This is a genomic window from Oceanobacillus sojae (assembly GCF_900162665.1).
Taxonomy (GTDB): Bacteria; Bacillota; Bacilli; order Bacillales; family Amphibacillaceae; genus Oceanobacillus; species Oceanobacillus sojae_A.
Window position 1 is genome coordinate 643504 of record NZ_LT727809.1, and the last position, 25117, is coordinate 668620.

The following is a 25117-nucleotide window of genomic DNA, read 5'->3' on the forward strand; positions in this document are numbered from 1 at the left end:
AATTAGATTAAAAAGCTCGTAAACTGAAAATATAGTGAAAAAGGACGTGTTTTCTTGGCTCTTCAAGTAAAAATTAGTATAAAAAACATGGAACAACCTGTATGGCGGACATTGATCGTATCAGAAGAGACAACTTTTGAAGAATTCCATATCTATTTACAAATAGCGTTTGCATGGCCCGATACGGCTTCACATCTTTTTTTACAGGGTGATCAACGATTTGGTTCAGAAGAAGAGAATTTGTTTATAGGTGAATCTGCTTTCGATGAAGAAGAGGTCACTTTAGCAGAGTTTTTGAAAAATATTGGTGACCGGATGACTTATATAAACGATGCAGAGGGCAGCCGGTGGTATCATGAAATTATATTAGAACAAAAAGCAGATTTACCAATGGATTTACCTTTGCCATTTTGTTTCGCCGCTGAAGGCAATTCACTTAAGGATAAGGAATTTGTTATGGAGTATAATGTAGAACCAATGGCGAATAAGGAACTTGCTGAATATATTAATGAACAGTTTAGTGAATTTTATGATGACTGGTTTTTCGAGGCTTCAGAAGAAACAGAACCGGATGAAGAAGAATGGAATGAATTATTTGATGCAGCGGATCAGGTGAAAAATAAAAAACCATGGCTGGAGCTTTATGATGATCAATTAATTGCCATCTGGTCAGAAGCAATAAATGATTATGCCTATTGCTCCATTATGGGGAATGCAGGAGAGAGCTATGGCGTTACCTGTTTCCTTGGCTCCAAAGGTTTATTATCGTTTTTTGATATTATAGATTCAGATCCATATGAAGACAACCCTGCACTTCTTTTTAATCAATACTCCGTCACGGTCGATTTTAATAACCGGGATGATTTGGATGAAGAAGAATATGAGTTAATAAAAAAACTGGGCAGAAAATATCGCGGGAAATATCAATGGCCTTCTTTTGTCAGTATGATTCCGGATCAATTGCCGTGGAGGATTAACCAGGAGGAGTGTCTCCTTTTAACGGAAATTCTATTAAAATTGGATACTTTTCTTTCAGATACGGAAAACCTGTCTGAAAAGGTTCCGAGCTTTGGGGGAACCATGCTTGCCATTGATGAAAATGAAGCGTTAATATACTTATCAACGGATGAATTGATTGAAGAAGCCCTGCAAGAACCTGTTTTAGAGCTGGATATATCTGAAATAGAATGGAAACGAATGAGGAAAAAGGCAGAGTCTGCAGGTGGAAAAGAAGTAGAACTGGCATTGATTCAAATGGGCGAACCAGTACAGAACACTCCAGATTCACGACCTTTTCTTCCGTATATTCTTATCCTTGTTGAACATGAAACAGGAGCAGTTCTTCATTATGATTTAGCAGAATCAGTTTATTATGCAGAAGGTGTACAGCAGGCAATCTATCAGCTTTTTGATAAAATAGAAGTTTTACCGAAAACAATTTATATGATCGATGATTTCTTTGCTGTAAATGCGGAGCCGCTTTTTGATAAAATATCGATTCCTCTAATCAAAACAGATGAATTAGAGGGTGTTGAACAATTTGTCGAAATGATGATGTCGGAGGATGGTCCGTTTTAAGGAAATAGAGAACACTCGCAGTTCAGTTACTTCAAAAATATGAAAGCATCCATTTCTTTGGTGTAGTTTGAAAAACAAGTTAAACAAAGAATAGGAGCGTAATTATATGAACAGGTCTATAGAAATAACCTTAACGATTATTGGCGGGCTGTTCTATGTATTTTTAGTTGGAATGTATATGGAAGCAATAGACAAGGCATATGCAGAATCGAATAGTATGGGTGGACTATTAGAGGGGGTTACCATCGGTTTTGGAATGATGGGAATAGCAATCATTATCGGTGTCCTTGCCTCTATTTGGTTTAAGGGGGACAAGAAGGCCAAAACTGCCAGCATGATGTTAATCATTTTTGCAGCAGTTTCCTTGTTTATTACGCAAGGCGGAACTTTTGTTGGAGCTTTCTTTTATTTTGCTGCCGGAATATTGGGTATTATACGTAAACCAAAAAGCAGTTAGTACTTAGAATGCTGCCGGTTTAACTGCTCTATAAAAACTGTCAGCTGATTTTTTCAACTGACAGTTTTTATAGGTTTATTTTGGCATTGAATCTTTATTTCACAGTAGGGAAGATAAACGAAATAACAGCTGCAATAATGACAGGAATAGCAAAATACTTGCCTGCCAGAGCTCTTACCTTCTCAAGCATTTCATAGATTAACCCTATTATCAACATCTACAATTTTCGATGGATTCAGTATATTATTTGGATCTAATGCTTTTTTAATATTTATCATGACATCAAGAGCTGCGCCGTGCTCTTCACGCTGATATGGTTTCTTTCCGATACCTACACCGTGTTCACCAGTGCAGGTTCCCCCGCGCTCTAAAGCATAACGCACTACTTTCTCATTAAATTGCTTTGCTTTTTTTACTTCTTCTTCGTTCTTCATATCGATCATAATTAATGAGTGGAAGTTTCCGTCCCCGACATGCCCCAAAATACCTCCAGGGATATTCAGTTTTTCTAATTCTTCTCCAGCATAAATAACGGAATTTGCCAGTTCAGAAATGGGAACTGCGACATCTGTCAGCATCATTTTTTTACCAACATGGCCATGAATATATGCGTATGCTAAATTGTGACGTGCGTCCCATAAATGGTTACGGGCAGCGTTATCTGTTTCCGAGCTGAAATTATCACAGCCGTGATCCTGCATAATTTCCTGTGAAAATGCAAGGTCTTCTTGCAAACCAGAGGCATTTCCATGGAATTCCAAGAAAAGAGTTGGCTTAATAGGATAATCCGTCTCACTGAATGTATTAATTTGTGTTATGGAAGCTTCATCAACAAACTCAACTCTTGCGATGGGAATCCCCGCATGTAAAATAGAGGTTACAGCTTCAATCGCGTTAGTAAGGCTTGGAAAAGTAGCCCGGGCAGCAACAATATGCTCCGGTATTCCATAGACCTGAAGTGTGAGTTCGGTAAAACAGCCCAGCGTACCTTCAGAACCGATGAAAAGCCCGTTTAAATGATAACCGGAAGAGGACTTTGCAGCCAGATTCCCTGTATGAATCACGCTGCCATCCGCAAGCACCACTTCCATATCCCGGACCTGATCACGCATAACGCCATACTTTACTGTAGTGGTACCGCTTGCATTTGTTGCTGCCATTCCGCCAAGAGTGGCATTTGCACCAGGATCTACAGTGAAAAAAAGACCATACTTCTTTAATTCTTTATTCAGCTGTTCTCTTGTCACTCCCGGCTGAACTTTTACAAGTAAATCACTTTCTTTTATTTCCAGAATCTGATTCATTAATGAAAAATCAATCGTAATCCCGTTTTGGTAAGGAATAACATGACCTTCCAAGCTGGTACCGACTCCAAAAGGGGTTACCGGAGTTTGGAATTTCTGGGCAACCTCCATAATAAAGGAAACTTCCTCTGTTGATTTTGGAAACACGATGACATCAGGCAGACTTGTCTGATGATAGGTTTCATCTTTACTATGTAGTTCTTTCACTGTGTCATTCGTGGATATTTGATCACTTGATAATCTTGTACTTAAAGCTTGTATAACTTGTTCCATTTTCTTGCTCCTTTCCTTCGTAAGAATTGAAAACCATATTGAACATAAAGTAACTATATCATTTAATATATTATACTCATTATAAATCCTTTTCAGATTAATTCAATAATAGTAAAAGAATTTTAAGCTTTGACAGGATAATTTATCGCAGAGGGGAGAGTGGAAAAGTTAGCTGAGGAGCATGCCACTGGGCAGCCTAAGATCGCAACGTCCTGGGACTGCGGTTACTCGTCCCACCGAAGAGCTTTTGCGATTACTCGCCCCATCGAAAACATTTGTACGTCGAAAGCAAAACGGTCCGCTGCAGCGGAGGTCTTCCACGTTACCTTCTTTCAGAAAGAGTTTATGCTTTGTCAAAAGGCAGGAGGAAGGAACGATTAACACCTGTCTCTATGAAAAATAAATTATTTTTTTTAGATGCGAAAGTTGGGTAATAATGAAAACAGCAAAATACCACCTGCTTATGCTGAGCAGATGGTATTTTTCACACCTCTTTATGAATTCATAAAACTGCTTTTAGATGAACATAAAGGGATGTTATCATTTTTATTTATTTTAATTCTTCACTGGATTTAGCATTCTTTCAATTTTACCCATAATTAAATCTGCTGCAATGGCCATCAATGCTGTAGGGACAGCACCTGCTAAAATAATCGCTGTTCCATCCGTTGCATTTGTACCGCGTACAATGATGGAGCCCAGACCTCCTGCACCAACAAACGTTCCGATTGCTACAACACCAATGCCGACAACAAGCGCTGTACGGATTCCCGCCATCATTACGCTGACCGCAAGAGGCAATTCTACTTTGAACAACAGCTGAAATCGTGTCATTCCAGAAGCATAAGCAGCTTCCTTCACTGTTTGATCAACCCCGGTTATCCCTACATAGGTATTTTGAATAATGGGCAATAGGGAATAGAAAAAAACAGTTGTAATGACGGTTGTCGTTCCAAGTCCCATCGCAACCATGGTAATAGCCATAAATCCTAATACAGGGATGGTTTGAATGATGCTTCCAAGTGTCAGCACCCATCCGCTTAGTTTACCATACCTGGCGATCAGAACGCCGATTGGAATAGAAACAATAGAAGCGAAAAGAACACCGTAGGCAGCCATTAAAAAGTGGCGGTAAAATTCTGTCCAAATGTAAAAACCATTTTGAGATACATAGGTTGTGAATTGTTCCCAGATGCTCATTACATCCCCTCCTTATCTTCAAAGTAGTTGTTTTCTTCCAGAAAATCGCGGGCAATGGTTGCCGGGCTGACTAATTCCACATCACCTTGGTAGTTCATTTCCTGCATATCCTCTGTCGTTACTGTGTCGCTCAGCTTGTCCATTACTTCTTTAATCTCCGGATTTTTCTCCAGGATTTCATTTCTTGCTACAGGAGAAGCATCATAAGGAGGGAAGAAGTCATCGTCCAGTACTTTTAAATCGTAAGCGGCAATTCTTCCGTCTGAGGAGTAGCCAAGTACCGCATCCATATTCCCAGATGCAGCAGCTTCATACACGAGACCAATTGCCATTGGATAAACATTACCAAAAGCAAAGTGTGTCTCTGTAAAAGCTTCGTAGCCGTCACCTGAACGGTTTACCCATGCGTTATCCACTCCAAAGTTCATATCATCAGCGAAGGGCTTCAGATCATCTACGTGTGTAATTCCATTTTCATCTGCAAATTCCTGTGTAACAGAAATGGTATAACTGTTTTCAAAACCGTAGGAGTCACCCCATGTCTGATCAAATTTTTCGTCAAATTCCCGCTGGACAATTTCCATTGCCTCCTCAGGGTCTGTAACATCTTCATAATTTAAGACACCTGCAATATCCGTTCCTGTATATCTGGTAGCGGTAATATCTACTTCATCCTGCATCATTGCTTGGTGCAGGACCATAGTTGATCCCAGATTTGTTACTAACTCCGTATCTAAATCAGTATAGTACTCAATCATCTGAGATAGAATATTGCCCCATATTTCGGATTCTACCGTATCTAAGGTTGCAATTCGAACGGTACTTTCAGAAGGACCGCTGAGACCTGGCAGTGCGCATCCTGAAAGAAGAAATGCCGAAAGAAGGGGAACCAGCAATAATTTCTTCATATATTATCCTTCCTTTTTATACAGTTTTTCTCGCAGTGCAACTGGCTATAAGACTCCCACTCCTAACACAGAGAAAACTCGAAATTTCTATGTGGGAGATCAAACAGCCAGTAACGGCCCGATTGGTTCAACTAATATTCAGTGGGAAATGCTAAGAAAAACCCCACTGAATAAAGTTTCACTTTATCAAAGCTTTAGGTGTTAATCCTTTTTCAAGGAGTGATAATAGCCCATTAGCAATTAAAGCTAAAATCGTTGCCGGAACCGTACCTAAAACAATCAATTCAGGTTTATACAGATTCAGACCATCGAAAATGAGATCGCCTAAACCGCCGCCGCCGATAAATGCTGCCAGTGTAGCCCAGCCAATCAGGTAAACTGTTGCAAATCGTATGCCGGACATAATGACAGGCAAAGCCAGCGGCAGTTCAACTTTTCGAATAATCTCAAAGGTACTCATTCCCATGCCTTTTCCTGCTTCTTTTAAACTTGCATTTACTTCCATAACGCCAGTGTACGTATTTCTAAGTATGGGAAGTACAGAATAAATAAACAAAGCAATAATCGCAGGTACAACGCCTACACCCAGAAAAGGCATTAAAAAAGCTAAAATAGCTAAACTCGGGACGGTCTGCAATATGCCTACGAACGATATAAACCGGTCTGCTGTTTTACTTGGTATCCGTGTCAGTAAAATTCCCAGTGGAACAGCAACCAGTACGCCTAAAACAATAGCGGCGATAGAGATGTATAAATGCTCTCCCGTTTTATCTAACAAATCCCATCCATAGGATGAGAGTGTATCCATCATTGTCTGCATCCTCTGCTGCCTCCTTTATTATTCAATTGCACTGCCTTCAGCTGTTTCCTCACCCCAGATAGTGTTATACACCATATCTGCAAGCGTTGCTCTTGTTACAATTCCCGCCAGCTTATTATTATCAGTCACAACGGGTACGTAACTGCTGCCGCGGCGAAGCATTCGATACATCGTATCCCGGAGCAGGCTGTTTTTATCCACGGCATATTTTGCAGTATCCATCACTTCATAAACCTGATTTTTCTTTTTATAGTTTGAATCGATCATTTCAATGTCGACGTAGCCTTTTAAAATTCCTGCCCCGTCAATCACTAATAGGGAATCCACGCGTTTTGCGTGCATTTTTTGAATTGCTTCTTTCAGACTGCTTTCTTCTTCTATCGTAATTGGATTCGGATTCATAATCTGTTCGACACGCGTTACTTCCGGGCGGCTTTCTAATAACCGGTCTTTTCCGATAAAGTCTTCTACAAATTCATTAGCGGGATGACGTAAAATATCATCCGGAGTACCGGCTTGTACGATTTCACCTTTATTCATAATAACGATCTTATCAGCAAGCTTTATCGCTTCATCCATATCATGCGTTACAAAAACGATTGTTTTATCCATTTCCCTTTGAAGCTTTTTAAACTCCTCCTGTAAGCTGTCACGGGTGATCGGGTCGAGTGCACCAAAAGGCTCGTCCATTAAAATTAATGGGGGATTTACAGCCAAAGCTCTCAGCACCCCAATCCGCTGCTGCTGCCCACCGCTTAGTTCATGAGGATAACGGGTTAAATAATCCTCAGGCAGGTCAACTAACGAAATAAGTTCTTTTGCCCGTTCCTGTTGTTTTTCCTTATTCCATTTTAAAAGGGACCCTACAAGAGAAATATTTTCTCCTACTGTCATATGAGGCATTAATCCAATTTGCTGAATAACATAACCAATGGATCGTCGCAGCTGGACAACATTTTGCTTGAGAACATTTACTCCATCCACAAGAATTTCTCCGCTGGAAGGTTCAATTAACCGGTTAATCATTTTCATTGTTGTTGTTTTCCCGCAGCCGCTTGGTCCAATAAAAACGACAAACTCTCCACGTTCTACTTTTAGGTTCAGTTTATGAACAGAAGGATAGTCGTTCCCTTCGAACTGTTTTGTTACATCTTTAAACTCTAGCATCCAAAGCACCTCCATTGCTTATTTCCGTAAAACTAAATTTCAGACTTCCTCAGTATAAAAAGTATCAGGCAAAAATGAAAATCCGAAAATAGCGATTTAAACCATAAAATCTGTGCAATTTAAACTTTACAAAGTATACAGAAGGGTTTATCTTAGAATTGCTTTATTTTACGTCTGTTTTCTATAGGATCTGCTTTTTTCATTTTTGATTGATTCATGTTAAAGTGGCACATATACAGGAAAAAGGGGGCTTGACGATGGCATCACTTTCAAACGATCAATTGCTTCAAGAAATTAAATCCTGCGAGGATCTTCTTACAGATCGAATTGCAGATAATATGGAAACCTTCGGCGTTTCTTCGACGGTAGGCCGTCTGCTTGGCATTATTTATATGAACAGAGAGGCGATGACATTAGATTCACTGGCTGATGAAACAGGTATGAGTAAAACAAGAATGAGCCAAGTCATGCGGCAGATGATTTCACTGAATATCGCTGAGAAAGAATACGTGAAAGGCAGCCGCAAGGATCATTACAATGTGGAACGCGACTATGCGCAAACGTTTATTTCATTATTTACAAGTAACTGGGCAGAGGTTGTAAAACGTAATACCAGTTTAGAACGCCGTCTCAGAGAACAAATTCGCCATTTAGAAACTTGCTTGACGGAGGATTCTTCTGAAGATGTAAAGGTTCGAATGGAGAGATTACAGCAGGAATTGGATGAATGGAATACCTACTATAACTGGATTAATAATCTTGTTGCATTTTTTGAAAGTGGCGAGATTTTTAACCATGTCCCGATTATCACCCCGAACAAGAAGGAGGAAGAACAAAATGAAGAATAAACGAATTATTACTGCCGCACTGACTGGCGCAGGAGATACAACGGAAAAAAGCAGACATGTTCCGGTTACGCCAAAAGAAATTGCGGAGTCTGCTATCGAATCAGCAAAAGCTGGTGCTGCAATTGCACATATTCATGTTCGTGATCCAAAGACTGGTAAGCTCAGTCACGATGTAGAGCTTTTTAAAGAGACTGTAGAACGAATTCGTGAATCCGATACAGATGTGATTATTAATATTACTGCCGGCGGGGGCGGAGACTTTGTTCCTAGCCTTGAAAATCCGGCACAAGGAGGCCCGGGAACAGATATTCAGACCCCGAAAGAACGGCATGAACCAGTCGGAAAACTGCTTCCGGAGCTCACCACATTGGACTGCGGCAGTCTGAACTTTGGTAACCAGGTTTATTTAGGACCGGAAGACTGGCTTCGCGAGCATGCCGGGCTGATTAAAGAGAGCGGCGTAAAACCGGAAATGGAAGTATTTGATACAGGTCATATCCGCCTTGCCAATCAATTAATTTCCGAAGGGCTGGTGGAAGGAACACCAATGTATCAGTTTTGTCTTGGTATTCCATGGGGCGCTGATGCTGATTCAGAAACAATCGAATATATGAAAAGACGTATTGTCGAGGGCTCTCACTGGTCTGCTTTCGGTATTGGCCGCATGCAGCTACCGATTGTGGCACAGGCTGCTTTACTCGGCGGGAACGTTCGTGTTGGATTAGAAGATAATCTATATTTAGAAAAAGGTGTGCTTGGCACCAATGAACAGCTGGTAGATCAAGCTGTCAGCATCCTAAACAGTGTGAAGCTGGATCCAATGACAGCGGCAGAAGCAAGAGAGCATTTAAATTTAAAAACATTTAATTCTTAAGAGGTGAACTATGGCACAAAAAACAATGGCAGTTTTAGGAACCGGTGTTATCGGCAATGGCTGGATTGCCCGCTTTTTAGCAAGCGGTCATAAAGTCAATGCTTTTGACCCGGCTCCTGGTGGGAAAGAAAAAACAGAAAAAATGATAGATGAAATTTGGACAACTTTAGAAGAGTTTGGAATAAGCGATGAAGCTGCGAAGGAAAATCTCAGCTTTTATGACAGCTTAGAAGAAGCTGTAAAAGAAGCGGATTTGATACAGGAAAACGTTCCAGAGCAGGAAGTGTTGAAGAAAAAAGTATTGGCACAAGTCGATGCGGCAGCTAAACCAACAGCGATTATTGCATCCAGTACCTCCGGTTATATGCCTTCTGTACTCCAGGAGGATTGTGTACATCATCCAGAACGGGTCATTGTCGCACATCCATTTAATCCGGTTTACTTAATTCCGCTTGTAGAAATTGCAGGAGGAAAACAGACTGAGCGCAGTTATATGGAAAAAGCAGAAAAAATGTATGAAAGCATGAATATGAAGCCGCTTGTGATGAAAGGCGAAATTGATGGCCATATTGGTGACCGGCTTATGGAAGCAATTTGGCGTGAAGGTCTTCATATTGTCAACGATGGCGTTGCCACAACCGAAGAAGTGGATAAAGCGATTGTTTATGGACCTGGCCTGCGCTGGGCCTTGATGGGGCCATTTTTAACACTTCATTTAGCGGGCGGAAAAGACGGTATGAAGCACATGCTTGAACAGTTTGGCCCTGCTTTGAAGCTTCCGTGGACCCGCCTGGTTGCTCCGGAATTGACCGAAGAATTAAGTGAAAAAGTAATTTCAGGAACTGCACAGCAAAGCGGAGACGTACCAATTGAAGATTTGGAGCATCGCCGTGACCGCTTCTTGATTAAACTGATGGGGCTTTTAGAGGAAGAAGGCTTCTGGCCGTCAGAAAGGCTGCTTTCCTATGACAGACAGTAAGCAAATATGGACGGGGCATGTATTGCCTGAATGGGTAGATTATAACGGACACTTAAATGATGCATACTATGCCTTGATTTTCAGTTACAGTCTGGATGCGTTGATGGATGAAATTGGGCTTGACCAAGAAGGAAGAAAAGCAAATGCTTATACTATTTTCACCCTGGAAGCGCATGTTAAATATTTAAAAGAGGCGCATGAAAATGAAGAACTGCATACGAACGTTACTGTTCTGAACAAGGATGAAAAGCGTATGCATCTCTGGTTTGAAATGAAAAATGAAGAAAATGATATACTTGCAACCAGCGAACAGATGGTGATGGGCATGGATCAGTCATCTGGACGTCCTTCTCCATTTCCAAAAGCTGTTGAGGAAAAGATGAAACAATTACCGGAGACAGCTAAAGATAATTGGCCTTCGGGAGCGAATAAGCCTATGGGTATTCGCAAGAAAAAGTAAAATATATTTTTGGCTGAAACAAAATGTTTGTATTGGCATAGGTAATATATGCTCTCTTTATTGTGAACAGAGAAATATAAAAATTCTCTAACATGGTAAAGGGAGCATTTGCTATGTCCGAAAGAACAGGTAGCATATGCTGTAAAACTGTATTAGCTGTTGAAAAATAATTCAGCATTTGTAAAAATGATAACATCATCAGGAAAAATATGTTATACTGCCATTTGTAATCAAGATAAATAAAATCTGCGAAACGAAGTAGAAGAGGTTCTAGCTAACACCCTCTATAAAAAACTAAGGATAACCATATCGAGCCTTAGATATGGTTTTTTATTATTTTCTGGGTGTATAGGATTCTCTTTTTCAAATTGGAAAGGGGATTTTTTTATGGAAAAAAATAATAAGCACGCAGTAGTTGTATTTAGCGGTGGTCAGGACAGTACCACCTGTTTATTTTGGGCATTAGAAAAGTTTGAGCGTGTGGAATTAGTGACCTTTGATTACAATCAGCGTCACAGCCTGGAGATTGAAGTCGCCAGGGAAATTGCTGAAGACCAGGGGTTGAAACATCATATTCTGGATATGTCATTACTGAATCAATTAGCTCCCAATGCCCTGACAAGAACGGATATAGAAGTGGAAAATGCCGAAGAGGAAGGAGAATTACCAAATACATTTGTTCCAGGCAGGAATTTATTGTTTCTTTCATTTGCAACGATTTTAGCAAAACAGATCAATGCAAAGCATATAATTACCGGTGTATGTGAGACGGATTTTAGCGGATATCCGGATTGTCGTGATATCTTTACCAAATCTTTAAATGTCACATTAAACCTGTCAATGGACGAAGATTTTGTAATCCATACGCCATTAATGTGGCTGGACAAGGCAGAAACATGGGAAATGGCGGATGGGCTGCAAGTCTTTGATTATATCAGAGAAAAGACTTTAACCTGCTATAACGGGATAAGAGGGGCCGGATGCGGAGAATGTCCGGCATGCCAATTGCGCCAGCGAGGCTTAGATCAATATCTGGCAAGAAGACAGGAGGCTAATCAATAATGTTCGGGTTTCGTATTGTGGAAGAGCTGCAAAAGCTGGATAAAGACATTCAAAGAGAGCAGTTGGTCTACCATCAAAAACGTGTAATGGTAAGTAAAGAATTTACATTCGATGCGGCACACCATCTTCATTGTTATGAGGGGAAGTGTAAAAATCTTCACGGACATACCTATAAAGTTATATTCGGAATCAGCGGTTTTGTCGATAAAATCGGCTTTGTTATTGATTTCTCCGATATAAAAAAGATTTGGAAGGACAAGATTGAAATATTTTTAGATCATCGTTATCTAAATGAAACCTTACCGAAAATGAATACAACTGCAGAAAATATGGTCGTCTGGATTTTTGAACAAATGGAAGAAGCAATCCGTGATCTGCCTAACAATTGTAGAGTAGAATTTGTCCGGCTGTTTGAAACACCGACGGGTTATGCAGAAGCCAGACGGGAGTGGATTTATCATGCGTAAAATACCTGTTTTAGAGGTATTCGGCCCTACGATTCAGGGGGAAGGAATGGTAGTGGGACGTAAGACGATGTTTGTAAGAACAGCTGGATGTGATTATAGATGTGCATGGTGTGATTCCTCGTTTACCTGGGATGGAAGCGCCAAAGAAGATATTGTTCAGATGACGAGTGAAGAGATTTGGCAGCGGCTGAAAGAAACAGGTGGCAATCAATTTGATCATGTGACGATTTCAGGCGGAAATCCAGCTTTGTTATCTGCTATGGATAACCTGATTGATTTGCTGCAGAAAAATAATATCGAGGTCGCCCTGGAAACACAGGGGAGCCGTTATCAGGAATGGTTTGTAAAAATTGATGATCTGACCATTTCTCCAAAACCGCCAAGCTCTAATATGAAAACAAACTGGGATAAGCTGGATGATATCATCCATCAACTTAAAGCAAATGGACGATTAATACATACCAGCTTAAAGGTTGTAATTTTTGATAAAGAAGATCTTCGTTATGCTGAAAAAGTACATCAGCGCTATCCGGAGCTTTCTTTTTTCCTGCAGGTAGGGAATGATGATTTAAAGGAAGCAGAGCCGCAGCAATTATCCCGGCATTTATTAAATAAGTATGAGTGGTTAATTAATGAAGTAGTGGCCTCCACGGTATTGAATCGGGTTCGTGTTCTGCCGCAGGTGCATGCGCTAGTTTGGGGAAATAAGCGTGGTGTGTAGTAATAAAAAAGACAATTCAATTACTGCCTGCTCATTAGGTCTTAGCCTGCATTTTTAGACATACACCTGATAGATAATACTTGAGAAGTCAGCCTGACTTCTCAAGTATTCATTTTTAAAAACTCCTATAGGCAGAGAGAAATCAGAAACTTCTACATAAGAAACATAACTATTCCATTTCCAGTCCAAGCCCCTCTAAGTGTTTAATATAATTTTCCGTTTTTAAATCGTCTTCACAGATATATCTGCCTTCGAAACCATCGACGCCATTCAATTCCTCATATTGTTCCATATGTGTATCATGTTGTGACTCCAATGCTTCTCTAGTCCCATCATCTCCTAAATCAGAGTAGTACATCATATTTTCATATTTTACCGTTTGTACACGCCCATTTTCAGCCTCTATTGTGACTGTAGTTGCTACTTCATCCTGATCAGCTGATAAAACAATGGTTCCATCAGTTGGATAGGGTGGTTTAAGCCAAACAAAAATAACTAAACCAAGAATAATAACAAATGCAAATATAAGTCCAATCGTTTTTGTCATTTTTTTACTCATTCTCTTAGATATCCCTCAATAAATAATTTAATATAATTAGGTTATCTAATTAAAAATATGGGAGTTAATGGAAAATGAATAATTGTAATAGTATAGTTTTATAGAAATGAAGAAAAGAAAAGCTGTTATCATATGATAAAATAATCTTAGCGGAGGAGTGATTATATGAAACACCTTATATTTGGAAATGCAGCAGCCAGCTGTTTAAAGTATGCGTTCCTTAAGCAAAATCATCAAATTATCAGCTTTCCAATTGATTTTTCAGTAGGGCCAATTACTAATATTCATCAGCCTGGTGGCATCAAGGTTCATTTTGCCTGGAAAGCTTCTTGTTTTCAGGAGGTGCAAAACTTTCATGCAGATCAATCTGATTATCAAGAAGCGCTGGAGCAATTAGCAGAAATAAAAGATGGTGACCAACTGACCATTTGGACCTGTGAAAATGCCTCAGAGCAAATCGGTCTTCGAATCATCTGTTATTTATTAAGTGGTAAAGATGTGGAACTGAGGATAGTCAATACCACTAACGCAATGCAGGAATATATGAAGGGTAAGGGAATAGAGGTTATTATTCTTTCCACGGGTGGCTGTAATGCAAAACAGCTAATCCATTTTTATAATCATTCATATTCTTACATAACAAAAGAAATGCGGCAAGCTTTCGAGCAGGAGGGAGAAGAATTACTTAAGCATGTCAGTTTAGTTCGTTCCTGGAAGCAGGGGGAAATAATTGATGAACTAGAAACAAGAGACGATGCATTGATTTTAGAATATATAAAAAGTGTGGAACAAGAAGGAGGGGAAGAGACCTTTATCAATGCAGCGAGAGTAGTTGGAGGCGTATTAACGGAATCTGATCAATTCTTTTCAGATTCATGGATTGAGTACCGGATCCGTTCGCTTATCCAGTCTGGTTATCTGAGGTATGTAGGAAGTCTGCAAGCCATGCGGATGTACAGGGTAAAAACAGCTTGAAATAAGTTTAGAATTATATAGCTTTGCCCCTGTCAAAAGACGACGTATACCACTGCTTTTGATAGGGGGATGATATATCCTTTTTATTTTTCCATATTGGCAGACTAAAGTAATAAAATAATCCCGCCGAGCATTGGTACAGCAACCATGGCGATTTTTAATACCATCGGATGTAACCGTGTTGTAAATTTAGCGCCGATATAAGAACCAACAATTGTTCCTGCAACAACCTCTGCAAATAATTTTAAATCAAGAAATCCTACAGTATAATAACCGATACCGCCAACTAATGCGATTGGTATAATAACAAGCATGGTGGTACCTGCGGATAGTTGAAGCGATAAGCCAAAGAAGACAAGCAGCCCGATTTGAATAAATGGGGTGGACCCGATACCAAATACACCGGATAATAGACCAGTTACAATTCCAATACCACCTGCCGTCATCCAAAATCTGCTTTTTGATGAGCGATTTTTCTCTGCAAATGTTTGCGTGGCAAACCTGCCGAAGCCGACTGTGACACGAATCCAAAGCAAAATAGCGGATAAAAACAGCATTCCGGCTGTAAACCATTTCAAATCACTTTCAGGAATGAAAACTGCCAGTCTTGATCCAAAAAAGGCACCAATACCGCCAAACAATCCCGTTGCCAATCCTATTTTTAACATGGTATTTCTTTCTCTTAGATGGCTGATTGTGCCGGATAACGATGTAAAAACCATTGCTGCCAGAGATGTTCCAAGCGCTGTATGTATCGGGACATCAAAGACTTCACTCAGCATGGCAATAATAAAACCGGCGCCCCCGGCTCCAATAAATCCAAGTAACATTCCAATAACAAGCATCGTTAATAAAACAATCAAAATAAAAATCCCTTTCTTTTCTAAAACTACATGAAGTATTATAGCATATTAGCTGAAAAATATTGGGTGGCAGGTTTTATGCCGAAGTCTTATCAGATAAGGATATATTGTTTGAGAGGTGAGTATTCATTGTTCATACAGCTTGTCCAGAATAAAAAAAAGCGGAATACAAAGACCAAGCATAATTAGCTTTGTATCCGCTAATAGTTATTTTAATATAGCCGCAATGCTTTCAATGAATATTAAAGTTATAACAAACCAACCCACTGCCAATAAGTAGCACTGAACAGGATAATGAGCAGGTAGCCAATCACAGTAAGCGGCACACCAGATTTGATAAATTGTTTTAAAGTAAATGTTCCGGTACCATATGCCAGCATATTTTGCGGAGCGCTGACCGGTAACAGGAACCCGAAGCTGATCACAAACTGCATAATCAGGACAAGCCCAGGACCATTAAAGGCTGCCGGATCCATGGAGCCGCCCAAAGCAATAACAATCGGGATAAAGGCTGATGCCAGGCTGGTAGCACTTGCAAAGCCTAAGTGTATCAAAATATTAAATAAAGCAAGCACTGCAATCATACCGACCAGAGGCAGAGAAGACACGCCAAGTATTTCAAATGAATTAGAAGAAAGCCAGGTAGCACCCTCTGTCGCTAACAGAATAATCCCTAATGAAATTCCCGTTGCAAATACAATTAATGTGCCCCAGGGAACCTTGGCCTGTACTTCTTTCCAGGAAAAGATGCCAATAACCGGTGTCAGCATGACGGCAACAGCAACGATGGTGACCGTAGTTGAATCTAAAGGATGTAAAATACCTTCTGTGGACCAGAATAATAACAGCATCCCGGCAATAATAACCAAACGCCATTCTTTACCGCTCATTTTTCCCAGATCTTTCAGCTGATTGCCAATACTTATTCCCTCTGGCATTTCCGACATATTTGGCTTGATCAGGTTGACCATAACCACATAAAGCACAATAGACATGATAAAAGCCCATGGGGCAGCGTAAAGAAACCATTCTCCCCATGTCACATTAATTCCAAATGCAGATTCCATGAATCCTAAAGCAACCATATTTTGTGCGGCTGCTGTTTTTATACCAATGTTCCAAATGGATATAGACTGTACAGCGGTAATCATTAATAAAGCTGCCAGTTTACTTTGCTTTGCTAATCCAAATGCAGCAACAATTCCTAACAAAATAGGTACAAGTGTACCTGCACGGGCAGTAGCACTTGGCACAAACAATGCAAGTACAAAGCTGACAATAATCGTTCCCAAAACAAGTGCACCAGGCTTTGTCCCGACCTTCGACATAATATACAGTGCTATTCTTTTATGAAGTCCTGTAATCTCCATGGCTGTTGCCAAAACCAGCGCTCCGCCGACAAGCAATACGGCGGAAGAACTGAATCCCTCTACAGCCATCCCGAGCCCCTGGCTCGTTCCATAAATTATTCCCGGATCTTCAATAGTAGGAGATATCCCGATCAGGACAGCTAATAAGCTGACAATCATCACTGCGCTGACAGGATAAGAAACCGCTTCTGTAACCCATAAAACAACGGCAAAGGCTAAGACGGCAAGTGCTCTTTGTCCCACCAGCGGCAATGAATCAGGGTTAGGTAAGATTAAAATAATAATGAGTACGGAAAAAGCTGCAAGAAGTGCAATAGCATCTTTCTTTTTCATGAAAACCCCTCCCTTTATTTACCTTAATTATAATATATAATGCCTTATTTGTGATGAACTTCACATGTTACAGAATAATGAATTTGTAAAACACTTCACAAAGTATTCAATAAAAAAAGAAGAGAAAGAATGCCTTCATTTAAATTTTGCTTTACATTATAATTAATATTATCACTATTATTTCATCATGAACCGTCTGTTTATAAGAATTTTTGTAAGCGTTTTTATGAGTTGGTATGAAAAGACATATAAGAAGAGGGGGAAGAGGAGTGGCGATATTAGAGGCAAATCATATTGTAAAGATTTATGGGGATATAAAAGAAGACAGAACAACACAAGCATTAAATGAGATCAGCCTTTCTATTAATAAAGGAGAATTTATTGCTATTATGGGAGCTTCCGGCAGCGGGAAAACAACATTGCTGAATATATTGAGCGGTTTGGATAAACCGACATCCGGAGCAGTGACCATTGCCGGAGAAAAAATCAATGAAATATCACGTAATCAGTTAGCGCTTTTTCGGCGGCAGCAATTAGGCTTTGTGTTTCAGGATTTTAATTTATTAGATAGCTTAACAGTGAAAGAAAATATGGCGCTGCCGATGATATTAGAGAAAAAATCGTCAGCGGATATCGATCAAAAAGTGCAGGAACTGGCTGCTCTTTTTGGGATTGAGGATATTTTAGATAAATATCCATACCAAATATCCGGGGGACAGCAGCAACGGACAGCAGTCAGTCGTGCCTTAGTAAATAATCCAAGTATTATATTAGCGGATGAGCCGACCGGGAATTTAGATTCCGCATCTTCTGCAGATATTATGGAATGCTTTGAAACCATTGTGGAAAATTTAGCTTCAACTATTCTTCTCGTAACACATGATATATTTGCGGCAAGCTATTGCCAAAAGGTAATATTTATTAAAGATGGCATGATTCATTCCAGCATAATCCGGGAAAGCGGCAGGGAGGAATTTGCACAGCAGATCATAGCAGAACTCTCCGTTATAGGAGGGAGAAAGGATGTCTTTTAGTCAAATTGTCTGGAAGATGGCCAAAGCAAATTATAGGAAGTATATCTTTTATTATTTATGTAATACATTTGCCGTAATGTTTTTCTTTGTTTTTTCTACCATATACTTTAACAGGCAGGTAGATGAAGTAAAAATTTCAGGATCTATTCAATTTCTTTTAATGACACCCGGAGTAACACTTGTTTTATTTACTATCTTTTTTATCAGCTATGCACATCAAATTTTTATCAAGCAGAGAAGAAGTGAATTTGGACTTTTTATGACATTGGGAATGACTGACCGAGATATCGTCAAGCTAGTATTATTAGAAAATACGATTATTGGTCTTTTGTCTCTGACCTCCGGGATTCTGGGCGGAACCATCTTTTCCAGAGGGATCTTTTTTCTGTTAATGCACAGCGTTGGAATAGGGCAAGTGGCATTTCATTTAAGCAGTAACATGTTTCTCTATACAACTATTGCATTTGCAATTATCTTCCTGATTGCTGTCGGCAGTTCACTTTATCATGTTTTTACTGAGAATGTTATAGCAAATATCAAGAGTAGTAAAACAGCTGCTGCACTGAAAAATAATAGTCCGATAATTGGAGGAATAGGTGCTGCCTTTATTTTTATTTCTATTATCGGTGTGTATCTTACTTACGCCTATTCAAATTACGGAGGGGAATTACTATTTATTTGGGCCATTTTCACAATATTAGGGGTTTATATCAGTCTTAATCAGTTTATCAGCCTTTTTATTGAGTTCGTTAAAAGAAGAGAAAATTATTATTATCCGAGAATGCTATTTTTAACAAGTATCAATTATAAATTTAAACATCTTACCACGATTCTAACACTGGTCATCAGCTTAGTGATGATTACTATTTTGTATGGAACGCTTAACTTGAGTATTTACAGCATGGAAAAGAAAGATGTATTAGAAAGTAAGCCCTATGATATTGCATTTCTGCAAACAGAAACAAAAAACAATCTGGATCAGGAAACCGTTTATTCTATTATTGATCAAGAAGATAACAGGATACAAGGATACCAGCAGATACCTGTTTATACGCATTATGAAAGAATGGAAGATGATAATTGGCTTGTCTCGTATTCGTTTATGTCGATAGAATCATTTCAGGAACTAACTTCGATATCATATGAATTAGACAATAATGAAATGCTTTACTTTATAAACTCAGAATTTGAGAATAATGAGCAGGAGGAATATTATCAGGAAAATGCTTATTATTTTGCGGATGAAAATTTAGAATTTACTCTGAAGGAGATTATTGCCGGGAATAATATAAATTACGTCAGTGATAGCGCTTTTTTTATCATTAATAATACAGATTTTGAACAATTGGAAAGTCAATTTGACGGCTACAAATCAACTATCCATCAAATTAATGTAGAAGACTGGCGAGAAACAGATGGCGCAACAAATAAACTGGAAAAGAACCTCTTAGCTTATAATAAAAAGACCCCGCCTATCATGGATGAACGCACAGAAGGATCAACGGAAGAGGAATTTTTCAAGGTGGACTCTAAGATAAAGGCTTTTCAATCCATAAAAATGGAGAATGGCATCAGCTTCTTTGTAATGACTGTGCTTAGTATTATTTTCTTTTTGGGTTCGTTTATTCTGCTCTATTTAAATCTTTTTTCAGAGATTGAAAGTGAAAAAGAGAAATACCGTAAACTGCATGCAATAGGAATTACGGATAAAGAAGTGAAACAAGCGGTAACAAAGGAAATCAGAGCTATTTTCTTTATACCGGCAATTATTGGAGCAATACTGGCTTTCTGTTATTTTATTTCTATGATGCGGGATATAGGAGGAGTAATGGCTAATCCTGGATTGCTGCTTTATTTTGGCGGGATTACAATTACTTATCTTTTAGTGCAGTTTATTTTTTATTTGTATGCGAGGAAGAAGATAATTTATAAGTTGATGTAAAATAAGGAGATGTAATGATGAAAGTGAAAATTGAATTTTTAGTAAGATAGGCAATAAAGCCTGCTTATTATGGTAAAATAAAGCTACCTTAAAAGTAAGATTTCAATAAGGAATATAATTGGAGGAGGCGTTTTATATGATAAATAAAAATAGAAAGACAGTAAAACACAGAAAAGGGAGAACGCCTAACTAACCAGTTATATCGTATTTCCCTAAATTGGAAGGGGAATAAATTTGAATCAAGTATTATTAATTATTGATGCACAACAGGAATTATTGGATGGAAATCATGATAGGTGCGCAGTTTTTCAGAAATCACAGCTTTTATCTACTATTAATCTGGTAATTGAAAAAGCGGGTAAAGCATCTGTACCAGTTGTATTTGTAAGAGATCTAGATGTCAGCGAAGGTAAAGGAAAAGGGTTTGAAATTCACCAGGAAATTAATGTTCCGGCCGCAGCCGAAATCTTTGATAAATCTGCTACAAATGCTTTTTATGGAACTGGTCTGGCAGAATATCTAAAGCTACATCAAATAAAACATATCGTCGTGATGGGCTGCGAAACGCAGCATTGCATAGACAGTGCTGTCCGAACAGCGACGATTAACGGGTTTGATGTCACATTAGTCGGCGATGGTCACTCGACTCTGGGTAATGGTATCTTAAGCCAGGAACAAATTATAAAGCACCATAATCATACACTTCACGGGCATTACAATGTTGATCATTTTTCGATTGTGAGAAATGCGGCAGAAGATGTATTTTGTCCTACACATGATACCTATAGATAAACACCATAAAAGCAGTGCAGTTTTGTACTGCTTTTATGGTGTTTACAACGTTCTCTAAGAATGATTTATACCTTAAGCAGATAGACTTATATCTGACTTCTTATTATATTCCATTTGTACTATAATAAATTTATTAAATAAAAGAAAAATTTAGTAGATGTGGGGGAAGTATGGATAAAAAAAGAATCGTTATTTTCACGGTATTATTTTTATTAATTGCAGGATGTAGCCCATCAAAGGAAGCGGATACAACCAAATCATCATCTGAAAATGAAGCTTCTAATGAAAATATAGAAGCAGAGGAAAAGGGTAAAATGATTGTTATATATGAAAGTAGTCATTTTACCTTTTTCCAGTTCAGGTTTCTTTAATAAATACTTCTCCTGCAGCATTTTTCTCTGCATCCCAGACAGTGTGAATTTCAAATGTGCCGGGTTTAAAAAATAAATCAAATCGTAGTTTGATATCATTTTGCATCGGCAGATTTTTGGCTTCGTTGATATTAATCCAATGAAGTGTGCCTTCTGGAGGATTTTTCAATAGTTTTCCTTTAAAATCCTTTGTCCAGTAATTCATCATAATATAACGATCTTTTGCAACGGTATTAACAAATTCGGATATACCTTTAAAGACCAGGTTGGTTACTTCCAATCCAGTTTCTTCTTTTACTTCCCGGACGGCTCCGTCAACAAAACTCTCTGGGAAATCTACTTTCCCTCCAGGCGGGATAAATCCCTTAAAGTTATCGTGCTGTCTATTCAGTAATAAAACTTTATCTTCATGCTGAATCATTACGACAGTCCAGAATTTGTAATTAATATTTTGTTCCATGATACGCCTCCATTGAAAATTTGCATTATGTATGTAAAATTTTTATGATATATCACAGAGTATCACCAGTGAAAATCCTATTTTAATAGAGAGAGAACGAAAACTTTCGCTTTATAATAATTAATATTAGCATTGAATAAAGTCATCATCTACTGAAAGAGTTTTAAAAATTATAAATTATTGTTTTAAAGGAGCAGCATATGTTAGATCAATACTTACAATATATAGAACAATTACCTGATTCCAGAGAATTAAGGCGTGATGATCTGCTTCATCCTGATTTTCTTATAGAAAAAGAAAATAATCTGGAAATGTATTATTCCCCCCATAATGAATATATAAATGATCAAGCAAAGATTGTGATCGTTGGAATTACTCCCGGATGGACACAAATGAAAAAGGCATTTGAGACTTTTGTTGCTTTGAAAGCAACAAACCGGAGTGTAGACAGAATTCTTGAAGAAACGAAAAAGGAAGCAAGTTTTTCGGGTACAATGAGATTGAATTTAATACACATGCTGGATGAAATCAAACTGCATGATGCCCTTGGGTTGTCTGGTACATCATGTATCTTTGAAGACAGCAGGCCTATGTTGCATACAACATCAATGATTAAGTATCCGGTTTTTTATAAAGATAAAAATTATACTGGTCATCAGCCAAAAATGAATAACAGCCCGCTTCTTTCTAAATACGCATATGACAGGTTTTCTGATGAAATTAATTCGCTGCCTCCATCCTCCCTATTAATTCCTTTAGGTAAAACAGTAGATTCCATTATAGAGGAATTAAAGCTGGAGGGAAGAATTAATCAGGTTTGTCTGAAAGGTTTTCCTCACCCGTCAGGCGCGAATGGACATAGAATGAAGGAATTTAATAAACAAAAAGAATACCTGAGCGAAATGATTGATTATTGGAAGCAGAATAAAAGTGAGATGTAGTTATGATGTAACGTAGCAGTAGTAAACTTGCATTTGTGAACATTTTATTATGGGAATTGAACGAAAAAAGGTTGTTAATAGGAGGCTTAAATTATGACAAAAATAATTATAGACGATAGTATAATAAATGAAATACCAATTTAATTATCATACGAAAACGAAAGCAGCTAATTGGTTTGAAAAATATCTTAGTTAGTATCTGATGGGGGATACAAGCACATTTAAATCTACAAAACAATTGAGGAATGCATATGAACTTTAAACTGGATCGTTCAGACAAAACACCACTGTACAAACAAATAGCAGCTTATATTGAAAACGGAATTTCTACAGGTGAATTTTCTCCGGACACTGCGCTGCCTTCAGAACGCCACCTGGCGAAAGAGCTCCAGGTTAACCGCAGTACAGTAGTAGCCGCTTATGATGAACTGCAATCGATAGGCATTGTCGAAAGAAGAAAAGGCAGCGGAACACATATTAGTACAGATATTTGGGGGATTTCCGATAAAAGAATTCCTAACTGGGGAAGGTATGTGGAGGATGGTTCGTTTCTTCCTAATCTGCCATTAGTTCAAAAAATACGGACAGAAACCCAAAACAATGACATGATAAATATGGCAAGCGGGGAATTAGCAGCCGACTTATTCCCTGCAGAGCAGTTTCATTCTATTTTTAAAGAGAAGCCTTTTACAGAGCATCTGGGTTATGATCATCCTCAAGGAAATATCCGCTTGCGGGAAACTATTTCCAATCACCTTTATGGATATAAAGGCATATCGAATGATGCAGAATCTATCCTGATTACATCCGGAGCGCAGCAGGCACTTCACTTAATCGTACAATGTTTACTGAAGCCGGGAGATGCAGTAGCAATAGAGGACCCATCTTATGCATACTCATTGCCTTTATTTAAATCAGCAGGTTTACGTTCCTATTTATTAAAAAGCGATAAAAATGGAATTAACCCCGATGATTTAATTGAATTGCATAGAAAGCATCGTATCCGGATGGTATTTATCAATCCTGATTTTCAAAACCCGACCGGTGTACAGATGCCATTAAGCAGGCGAAAAAGAATATTAGAGATTTCATCTGATTATGGTATCCCTATTGTAGAGGATGATCCATACAGTATTACGGCGTTTAATGGAAATATAGCTTCTTCTTTAAAACGAATGGATTATAACGGAAATGTATTATATATCAGTTCCTTGTCCAAAATTGTTGCTTCCGGATTACGGATCGGCTGGATTGTTGGACCGAAAAAAGTAATCCAGCGTTTAGCCGATGCAAAGCAGCAGATTGATTTCGGACACAGCATTTTTCCACAATGGGTTGCAAATGAATTTATCGGTTCTCCGCAATTTGATGAGCATATTCATAAGGTGAGACAGCAGCTGGAAGCACGCAGAAAGCAATTATCAAAAGCGCTTATTCATTTTTTAGGAGACAAGGTGGAATTTATGGAGCCACACGGCGGGATTCATTTATGGTGTAAACTGAAAGAACCAGTCGATGAATTTCAATTGTTGAACGAATCTCTGAAGAGAGGACTTGCTTTTGTTCCCGGTTCTATTTTTGGTGAAAGTAAAGGATTTGTCCGTTTTACTTATGGCAGAAGTACCCCTCCAGATATTTGGGAAGGAATATCCAGATTTTCGGAAGCTCTTCAGCATTTGCATAAAAATAACCTATCCAATTCGTGAAGTGGATGGGCTATTTTTATGCAAATTGGATGGCATTATTTTTCGGATATACGATATAATTAAAGTTAGGATAAATTTGAATTTTATCAGCAAGTAACGCTGTATTTTATTAAATCGGGAAATGCAGTTTATTAGGGAGTTGGAATTTAGAAATGACATGGACTTTTGTATTAATCATCATAGCAGGAATTATAGTGAAATTTTTAACCAGTCCTCCAAGTGCTTTGGTTGGATGGTTCTTAGATAAATGTGAGTTACATCCAAAAATCGACGCAGCAGACAGTACCGTACTTTTTGATGGAGAATACCTGGATGAAGATGAAAAAAGCAGGTTTATCGATTCTTTTAATAAGGCCCAATTCTTAAACAAGAATCATATCTTTCCTGGAAAGGAAGAATTATTTCTCCATCCTGAAACAAATAGTACACCATATATTGTTCATTTTAAAAAGAAAAAGAAAGAAATGACGTTTCATGTTTTCAGCTATGACAATCATGTAGATGTAGTAAAACAATGGAAGAAAAAAATGGCTTCCTACACACTTAATTCCGAGTATCTGCAACAGACTGTCTTGACGGGCAGCAAGCCGCACAATGTCTGAGACTGCGTGAATAAAGCTGTATGAACTATTTAGATTTTTGAAAGGTGGGGA

26 protein-coding genes and 1 riboswitch are annotated in these 25117 nt (G+C 38.6%); of the genes, 17 read left to right on the plus strand and 9 right to left on the minus strand.

The window, feature by feature from the left end; all coding sequences use genetic code 11:
- The first annotated feature begins 54 nt into the window (after positions 1-54).
- A complete protein-coding gene (locus tag BN1068_RS03490) occupies positions 55-1578 on the plus strand; it encodes a plasmid pRiA4b ORF-3 family protein (protein WP_077601431.1) in 1524 nt (507 codons plus the stop codon).
- A gap of 106 nt (positions 1579-1684) precedes the next feature.
- Positions 1685-2035, plus strand: coding sequence for a hypothetical protein (locus tag BN1068_RS03495; protein WP_077601432.1), 351 nt, complete (start codon positions 1685-1687; stop codon positions 2033-2035).
- A 191-nt stretch (positions 2036-2226) separates the two neighbouring features.
- On the opposite strand, the gene BN1068_RS03500 is transcribed toward BN1068_RS03495, so the two are convergent.
- From BN1068_RS03500 to BN1068_RS03525, 5 genes are all read right to left on the minus strand, one after another.
- Entirely contained in the window at positions 2227-3612 is a 1386-nt protein-coding gene (locus BN1068_RS03500) for an FAD-binding oxidoreductase (protein WP_077601433.1), read from the minus strand.
- 555 nt (positions 3613-4167) lie between these two features.
- Positions 4168-4812, minus strand: coding sequence for an ABC transporter permease (locus BN1068_RS03510; RefSeq protein WP_077601435.1), 645 nt, complete (start codon positions 4810-4812; stop codon positions 4168-4170).
- Positions 4812-5720: a glycine betaine ABC transporter substrate-binding protein gene (locus BN1068_RS03515; RefSeq protein ID WP_077601436.1), complete on the minus strand. Its 909-nt coding sequence runs from the start codon at positions 5718-5720 to the stop codon at positions 4812-4814. The genes BN1068_RS03510 and BN1068_RS03515 overlap by 1 nt, the downstream gene beginning before the upstream one ends.
- 178 nt (positions 5721-5898) lie before the next feature.
- Positions 5899-6540 carry an ABC transporter permease gene (locus BN1068_RS03520; RefSeq protein ID WP_175637052.1) on the minus strand — a complete coding sequence of 214 codons (642 nt, stop codon included), beginning with the start codon at positions 6538-6540 and terminating at the stop codon, positions 5899-5901.
- Positions 6541-6558: 18 nt separating this feature from the next.
- Positions 6559-7707: a betaine/proline/choline family ABC transporter ATP-binding protein gene (locus BN1068_RS03525; protein ID WP_077601437.1), complete on the minus strand. Its 1149-nt coding sequence runs from the start codon at positions 7705-7707 to the stop codon at positions 6559-6561.
- A 257-nt stretch (positions 7708-7964) separates the two neighbouring features.
- Between BN1068_RS03525 and BN1068_RS03530 the strand changes: the two genes are divergently transcribed.
- From BN1068_RS03530 to queE, 7 genes are all read left to right on the plus strand, one after another.
- Positions 7965-8555 (plus strand): GbsR/MarR family transcriptional regulator, encoded by a 591-nt coding sequence (locus BN1068_RS03530; protein WP_077601438.1) that lies wholly within the window; start codon positions 7965-7967, stop codon positions 8553-8555.
- A complete protein-coding gene (locus tag BN1068_RS03535) occupies positions 8545-9429 on the plus strand; it encodes a beta-keto acid cleavage family enzyme (protein WP_077601439.1) in 885 nt (294 codons plus the stop codon). Before BN1068_RS03530 ends, BN1068_RS03535 begins: the two co-directional genes overlap by 11 nt.
- 10 nt (positions 9430-9439) lie before the next feature.
- Positions 9440-10408 (plus strand): 3-hydroxyacyl-CoA dehydrogenase NAD-binding domain-containing protein, encoded by a 969-nt coding sequence (locus BN1068_RS03540; protein ID WP_077601440.1) that lies wholly within the window; start codon positions 9440-9442, stop codon positions 10406-10408.
- The gene (locus tag BN1068_RS03545; RefSeq protein WP_077601441.1) at positions 10395-10868 is read left to right on the plus strand and encodes a thioesterase family protein; all 474 of its coding nucleotides are present in this window, start codon (positions 10395-10397) and stop codon (positions 10866-10868) included. Before BN1068_RS03540 ends, BN1068_RS03545 begins: the two co-directional genes overlap by 14 nt.
- A gap of 258 nt (positions 10869-11126) precedes the next feature.
- Positions 11127-11172, plus strand: a riboswitch (PreQ1 riboswitch).
- Positions 11173-11255: 83 nt separating this feature from the next.
- On the plus strand, positions 11256-11930 hold the full coding sequence (gene queC, locus BN1068_RS03550; protein WP_077601442.1) for a 7-cyano-7-deazaguanine synthase QueC: 675 nt from the start codon (positions 11256-11258) through the stop codon (positions 11928-11930).
- Positions 11930-12397 carry a 6-carboxytetrahydropterin synthase QueD gene (gene queD / locus BN1068_RS03555; protein ID WP_077601443.1) on the plus strand — a complete coding sequence of 156 codons (468 nt, stop codon included), beginning with the start codon at positions 11930-11932 and terminating at the stop codon, positions 12395-12397. Before queC ends, queD begins: the two co-directional genes overlap by 1 nt.
- Entirely contained in the window at positions 12390-13118 is a 729-nt protein-coding gene (gene queE / locus BN1068_RS03560; protein WP_077601444.1) for a 7-carboxy-7-deazaguanine synthase QueE, read from the plus strand. The genes queD and queE overlap by 8 nt, the downstream gene beginning before the upstream one ends.
- 169 nt (positions 13119-13287) lie before the next feature.
- Here queE and BN1068_RS03565 read toward each other — a convergent pair whose 3' ends face one another.
- The gene (locus tag BN1068_RS03565; RefSeq protein WP_077601445.1) at positions 13288-13677 is read right to left on the minus strand and encodes a hypothetical protein; all 390 of its coding nucleotides are present in this window, start codon (positions 13675-13677) and stop codon (positions 13288-13290) included.
- A gap of 165 nt (positions 13678-13842) precedes the next feature.
- Between BN1068_RS03565 and BN1068_RS03570 the strand changes: the two genes are divergently transcribed.
- Positions 13843-14652 carry a DUF1835 domain-containing protein gene (locus tag BN1068_RS03570; protein WP_077601446.1) on the plus strand — a complete coding sequence of 270 codons (810 nt, stop codon included), beginning with the start codon at positions 13843-13845 and terminating at the stop codon, positions 14650-14652.
- A gap of 104 nt (positions 14653-14756) precedes the next feature.
- On the opposite strand, the gene BN1068_RS03575 is transcribed toward BN1068_RS03570, so the two are convergent.
- On the minus strand, positions 14757-15515 hold the full coding sequence (locus BN1068_RS03575) for a sulfite exporter TauE/SafE family protein (RefSeq protein WP_077601447.1): 759 nt from the start codon (positions 15513-15515) through the stop codon (positions 14757-14759).
- Between the two features lie 248 nt (positions 15516-15763).
- Positions 15764-17218: a DASS family sodium-coupled anion symporter gene (locus BN1068_RS03580; protein ID WP_077601448.1), complete on the minus strand. Its 1455-nt coding sequence runs from the start codon at positions 17216-17218 to the stop codon at positions 15764-15766.
- A 269-nt stretch (positions 17219-17487) separates the two neighbouring features.
- Here BN1068_RS03580 and BN1068_RS03585 point away from each other — a divergent pair, with 269 nt between their 5' ends.
- From BN1068_RS03585 to BN1068_RS03600, 4 genes are all read left to right on the plus strand, one after another.
- Positions 17488-18252 (plus strand): ABC transporter ATP-binding protein, encoded by a 765-nt coding sequence (locus BN1068_RS03585; protein ID WP_077601449.1) that lies wholly within the window; start codon positions 17488-17490, stop codon positions 18250-18252.
- Positions 18242-20194 (plus strand): FtsX-like permease family protein, encoded by a 1953-nt coding sequence (locus tag BN1068_RS03590; RefSeq protein ID WP_077601450.1) that lies wholly within the window; start codon positions 18242-18244, stop codon positions 20192-20194. The genes BN1068_RS03585 and BN1068_RS03590 overlap by 11 nt, the downstream gene beginning before the upstream one ends.
- A 234-nt stretch (positions 20195-20428) precedes the next feature.
- Complete coding sequence (locus BN1068_RS03595; protein ID WP_077601451.1) at positions 20429-20986, plus strand: isochorismatase family protein; 558 nt, start codon at positions 20429-20431, stop codon at positions 20984-20986.
- A gap of 170 nt (positions 20987-21156) precedes the next feature.
- The gene (locus tag BN1068_RS03600) at positions 21157-21357 is read left to right on the plus strand and encodes a hypothetical protein (protein ID WP_077601452.1); all 201 of its coding nucleotides are present in this window, start codon (positions 21157-21159) and stop codon (positions 21355-21357) included.
- Here BN1068_RS03600 and BN1068_RS03605 read toward each other — a convergent pair.
- Positions 21344-21817 (minus strand): 8-oxo-dGTP diphosphatase, encoded by a 474-nt coding sequence (locus tag BN1068_RS03605; protein WP_175637054.1) that lies wholly within the window; start codon positions 21815-21817, stop codon positions 21344-21346. The genes BN1068_RS03600 and BN1068_RS03605 overlap by 14 nt on opposite strands.
- Before the next feature lie 200 nt (positions 21818-22017).
- Between BN1068_RS03605 and BN1068_RS03610 the strand changes: the two genes are divergently transcribed.
- The 3 genes from BN1068_RS03610 to BN1068_RS03620 all read left to right on the plus strand — a co-directional run bounded on the left by BN1068_RS03610 (position 22018) and on the right by BN1068_RS03620 (position 25066).
- Entirely contained in the window at positions 22018-22758 is a 741-nt protein-coding gene (locus BN1068_RS03610; RefSeq protein WP_077601453.1) for a hypothetical protein, read from the plus strand.
- Positions 22759-23009: 251 nt separating this feature from the next.
- A complete protein-coding gene (locus BN1068_RS03615; RefSeq protein WP_077601454.1) occupies positions 23010-24464 on the plus strand; it encodes a MocR-like pyridoxine biosynthesis transcription factor PdxR in 1455 nt (484 codons plus the stop codon).
- A 152-nt stretch (positions 24465-24616) separates the two neighbouring features.
- On the plus strand, positions 24617-25066 hold the full coding sequence (locus tag BN1068_RS03620; RefSeq protein ID WP_077601455.1) for a YfmQ family protein: 450 nt from the start codon (positions 24617-24619) through the stop codon (positions 25064-25066).
- Positions 25067-25117: the final 51 nt, after the last annotated feature.

Excerpts from the sequence above, each read along its gene's own strand:
- BN1068_RS03495 (WP_077601432.1), top strand. The coding sequence starts at position 1,685 with ATGAACAGGTCTATAGAAATAACCTTAACGATTATTGGCGGGCTGTTC.
- BN1068_RS03500 (WP_077601433.1), bottom strand. The coding sequence starts at position 3,612 with ATGGAACAAGTTATACAAGCTTTAAGTACAAGATTATCAAGTGATCAA.
- BN1068_RS03510 (WP_077601435.1), bottom strand. The coding sequence starts at position 4,812 with ATGAGCATCTGGGAACAATTCACAACCTATGTATCTCAAAATGGTTTT.
- BN1068_RS03515 (WP_077601436.1), bottom strand. The coding sequence starts at position 5,720 with ATGAAGAAATTATTGCTGGTTCCCCTTCTTTCGGCATTTCTTCTTTCA.
- BN1068_RS03520 (WP_175637052.1), bottom strand. The coding sequence starts at position 6,540 with ATGCAGACAATGATGGATACACTCTCATCCTATGGATGGGATTTGTTA.
- BN1068_RS03525 (WP_077601437.1), bottom strand. The coding sequence starts at position 7,707 with ATGCTAGAGTTTAAAGATGTAACAAAACAGTTCGAAGGGAACGACTAT.
- BN1068_RS03530 (WP_077601438.1), top strand. The coding sequence starts at position 7,965 with ATGGCATCACTTTCAAACGATCAATTGCTTCAAGAAATTAAATCCTGC.
- BN1068_RS03535 (WP_077601439.1), top strand. The coding sequence starts at position 8,545 with ATGAAGAATAAACGAATTATTACTGCCGCACTGACTGGCGCAGGAGAT.
- BN1068_RS03540 (WP_077601440.1), top strand. The coding sequence starts at position 9,440 with ATGGCACAAAAAACAATGGCAGTTTTAGGAACCGGTGTTATCGGCAAT.
- BN1068_RS03545 (WP_077601441.1), top strand. The coding sequence starts at position 10,395 with ATGACAGACAGTAAGCAAATATGGACGGGGCATGTATTGCCTGAATGG.
- queC (WP_077601442.1), top strand. The coding sequence starts at position 11,256 with ATGGAAAAAAATAATAAGCACGCAGTAGTTGTATTTAGCGGTGGTCAG.
- queD (WP_077601443.1), top strand. The coding sequence starts at position 11,930 with ATGTTCGGGTTTCGTATTGTGGAAGAGCTGCAAAAGCTGGATAAAGAC.
- queE (WP_077601444.1), top strand. The coding sequence starts at position 12,390 with ATGCGTAAAATACCTGTTTTAGAGGTATTCGGCCCTACGATTCAGGGG.
- BN1068_RS03565 (WP_077601445.1), bottom strand. The coding sequence starts at position 13,677 with ATGAGTAAAAAAATGACAAAAACGATTGGACTTATATTTGCATTTGTT.
- BN1068_RS03570 (WP_077601446.1), top strand. The coding sequence starts at position 13,843 with ATGAAACACCTTATATTTGGAAATGCAGCAGCCAGCTGTTTAAAGTAT.
- BN1068_RS03580 (WP_077601448.1), bottom strand. The coding sequence starts at position 17,218 with ATGAAAAAGAAAGATGCTATTGCACTTCTTGCAGCTTTTTCCGTACTC.
- BN1068_RS03590 (WP_077601450.1), top strand. The coding sequence starts at position 18,242 with ATGTCTTTTAGTCAAATTGTCTGGAAGATGGCCAAAGCAAATTATAGG.
- BN1068_RS03600 (WP_077601452.1), top strand. The coding sequence starts at position 21,157 with ATGGATAAAAAAAGAATCGTTATTTTCACGGTATTATTTTTATTAATT.
- BN1068_RS03605 (WP_175637054.1), bottom strand. The coding sequence starts at position 21,817 with ATGGAACAAAATATTAATTACAAATTCTGGACTGTCGTAATGATTCAG.
- BN1068_RS03610 (WP_077601453.1), top strand. The coding sequence starts at position 22,018 with ATGTTAGATCAATACTTACAATATATAGAACAATTACCTGATTCCAGA.
- BN1068_RS03615 (WP_077601454.1), top strand. The coding sequence starts at position 23,010 with ATGAACTTTAAACTGGATCGTTCAGACAAAACACCACTGTACAAACAA.
- BN1068_RS03620 (WP_077601455.1), top strand. The coding sequence starts at position 24,617 with ATGACATGGACTTTTGTATTAATCATCATAGCAGGAATTATAGTGAAA.